3 protein-coding genes are annotated in these 2,858 nt (G+C 69.0%); all 3 read right to left on the bottom strand.

All coding sequences use genetic code 11. The features are described 5' to 3' along the window. A partial coding sequence (locus LQV45_RS23820; RefSeq protein ID WP_230009105.1) for an ABC transporter substrate-binding protein occupies positions 1 to 573 on the bottom strand: 573 nt, incomplete at its 3' end. Between the two features lie 283 nt (positions 574 to 856). Beyond that, positions 857 to 2,296: a sulfate adenylyltransferase subunit 1 gene (locus LQV45_RS23815; protein ID WP_230009104.1), complete on the bottom strand. Its 1,440-nt coding sequence runs from the start codon at positions 2,294 to 2,296 to the stop codon at positions 857 to 859. After that, on the bottom strand, positions 2,296 to 2,858 hold a 563-nt coding region (cysD, locus tag LQV45_RS23810), incomplete at its 5' end, for a sulfate adenylyltransferase subunit CysD (protein ID WP_230009103.1). The genes cysD and LQV45_RS23815, both read right to left, overlap by 1 nt.

The following is a 2,858-nucleotide window of genomic DNA, read 5'->3' as shown; positions in this document are numbered from 1 at the left end:
GGCCACGTCCTGGGTGCCGCCGAGCTGCGGCGATGCGAGCGTCTTGCCCTTGAGGTCGGCCGCCGAGTTGATGCCGGGCTTGACCACCAGCTGCGCTCCGCCGGCCGCGGCGCCGGCGATGATGCTGATGGACTGGCCGTTGCTCTTGACGTAGGAGTTGATGGCCGGGTTGGGGCCGATGTAGGTGGCGTCGATGGCGCCGGCGTTCAGGGCCTCGATCGCGGCCGGGCCGGCGTTGAACACCTGCGTGCTGAGCTTGGTCGCCCCGAGGTCCTTGGCGATGAACCCCTTGTTGACACCCACCAGGGCCGGAGCGTGGGTGATGTTGCCAAAGTAGCCGAGCCTGAGTTCCGTGGCCGGGCCGGCGTCCGCCGTTGCCGCTACGGGGGCGGTTTCGGGGCTGCGGGACAGCGAGGATGCAACTGCTGCGCCGGCGCCGATCAGGAGCACGAGGCCCGCGACCAGGGCGATCTCCAGGGTGCGCTTGCGTTTGGGTTTGCCGGTCTCGCCGGCGACGATCCGGGTGGTGCCGGGCTGCGTGCCGGGCCCGGGGTTTTCGGGGGTGTGTGACATGGGTGAAGTCCTGTTCTGGGGTGTGTGCGGAAGGGCCGGGCGGATGGTCAGCGCCGGCGACATCGCCCCTGGAAGTCCCTGCGGAGGAGGCCGGGGAACCGTTCCTGTGTCTTCATTCATTCACCATAGGGAGTGTCATATTCGGGGTTCAACGGCCCGGAAACCGGGGGTCACGCGGGTTCACGCAGCGTCACATTCGGCCCCAAAAGACGGCAGCTTGTTTCCCGGACGGGCGCCCATGGCGACCGACCGGAAAACAAGCTGCGCCCATGTGACACGTGGCCTAGATCGAGTAGCGCTCGTCCTCGTGGTCGCCCGGGTGGTCGTTGACCAGGCCCGCTGCGAGGGTGTTGCCGTCGAGCGGGTCGATCACGAGGAACGCCCCGGTGCGGCGGTGGTGCAGGTAGTTCTCCAGCGGCAGCGCAGCGGCGAGCCGGAGCTGCGCGTGCCCGATGTCGTTGAGCTCCAGGGTGGTGGTCGGCTCCAGGCCGAAGCTGGCGAGGTCGAGCCTGCCTGTCACGTTCCGCACCAGGGCCTGGACCGTGCGGGTGCCGTGCTTGACCAGGACCTTGGAGCCCTCCCGGAGCGGCTTGGGCGAGAGCCAGCACAGGGCGGCGTAGAGGTCTGCACTGCTTTCACGCACCGTCCCGGCCGCCGCGATCGTGTCACCGCGGGCGACGTCGAACTCATCGGCCAGGCGCAGCGCCACGGACTGCGGTGCGGCCGCCTCGGCGAGCTCGCGGCCCGCGAAGTCGATCCCGGTGATGGTGGTGGTGCGCGGGGCCTGGCCCGGGGTCAGGATGCTGACCTGATCCCCCAGTTTCACGGAGCCTTCGGTGATCTGGCCGGCGTAGGCACGGTAGTCGCGGTAGGCCTCGGGATCGAGGCCGCCGGCGATGGCGTCCGGAGCCAGCGCGCCCTGCGGCCGGACCACCAGCTGGACCGGGAAACGGAAGCTTTCGAGGTGGCTTTCGAGTTCGTCGGCGGCCGGCAGCGTCTCCAGGACCTCCAGGAGCGCCGGGCCGTCGTACCACGGTGTCCGCTCCGAGCGGTCCACCACGTTGTCGCCGTCGAGGGCGGAGACGGGGACGACGAAGAGATCGGAGACCCCGCCTGCATTTGAATCGTCACGGCCGAGCCCGAGTTCGCGCCCGACCTGCTGGACGTCCGCCTCGATCCCGCGGAACACTTCCTCGCTGAAATCCACAAGGTCGATCTTGTTCACGGCGACGATCACGTGTGCCACGCGCAGCAGCTGCAGCACGGACAGGTGCCGGCGGGTCTGCTCGAGGACACCCTTGCGGGCGTCGATGAGCACGACGACGGCGTCCGCGGTGGACGCACCGGTCACCGTGTTCTTGGTGTACTGCACGTGCCCGGGGCAGTCCGCGAGAATGAAGCTGCGCCGGTCCGTGGCGAAGTAGCGGTAGGCGACATCGATCGTGATGCCCTGCTCGCGCTCCGCGCGCAGGCCGTCGGTCAGCAGGGCGAGGTCGATCGCTTTTGTGCCGGTGGCCCCTTCACCGCCGAACCCGCGGTCCGCCGAGGTGCGGGCGACGGCGTCGAGCTGGTCGGCGAGGATCGCCTTCGAGTCGTGCAGGAGCCGGCCCACCAGTGTGGACTTGCCGTCGTCGACGGAGCCTGCGGTGGCGAAGCGGAACAGCGTGGTGGGCAGCGCCGCGGCAACGAGGTCCTGGCCCGGGAGAAACGTTTCCGTGCTCATTAGAAATAGCCGTCCTTCTTGCGGTCTTCCATGGCGGCCTCGGAGATGCGGTCATCGGCCCGGGTGGCGCCACGTTCGGTGATGGTCGAGGCGGCAACCTCAATGACTACGTCGCGCACCGTGGCGGCGGCCGATTCCACGGCGCCGGTGCAGGACATGTCGCCGACGGTCCGGTAGCGGACGGTCTTGGTGATGACTTCCTCGTGATCGCGCGGCTGGGAGACCTCGCCGACGGCGCGCCACATGCCGTCGCGGGCGAAGACTTCGCGGCGGTGGGCGTAGTACAGGCCCGGCAGCTCGATGTTCTCGCGCTCGATGTAGCGCCACACGTCCAGTTCGGTCCAGTTGCTGATGGGGAATGCGCGGACGTGCTGGCCCACCGTGTGCCGGCCGTTGTAGAGGTTCCACAGCTCGGGCCGCTGGTTGCGGGGGTCCCACTGGCCGAACTCGTCGCGCAGGCTCAGGATCCGTTCCTTGGCCCGGGCCTTGTCCTCGTCGCGGCGGCCACCGCCGAAGACGGCGTCGAACTTGTTGCGCTGGATCGCATCCAGCAGCGGTACGG

This window comes from Microbacterium sp. Bi128 (assembly GCF_918698205.1).
Note: the sequence above shows the minus strand (reverse complement) of the source record. Positions and strands in the feature narration are given on the sequence as shown.

Bases quoted from the DNA above. Each gene is read 5' to 3' on its own strand.
- LQV45_RS23815 (WP_230009104.1), bottom strand. From the start codon at position 2,296: ATGAGCACGGAAACGTTTCTCCCGGGCCAGGACCTCGTTGCCGCGGCG.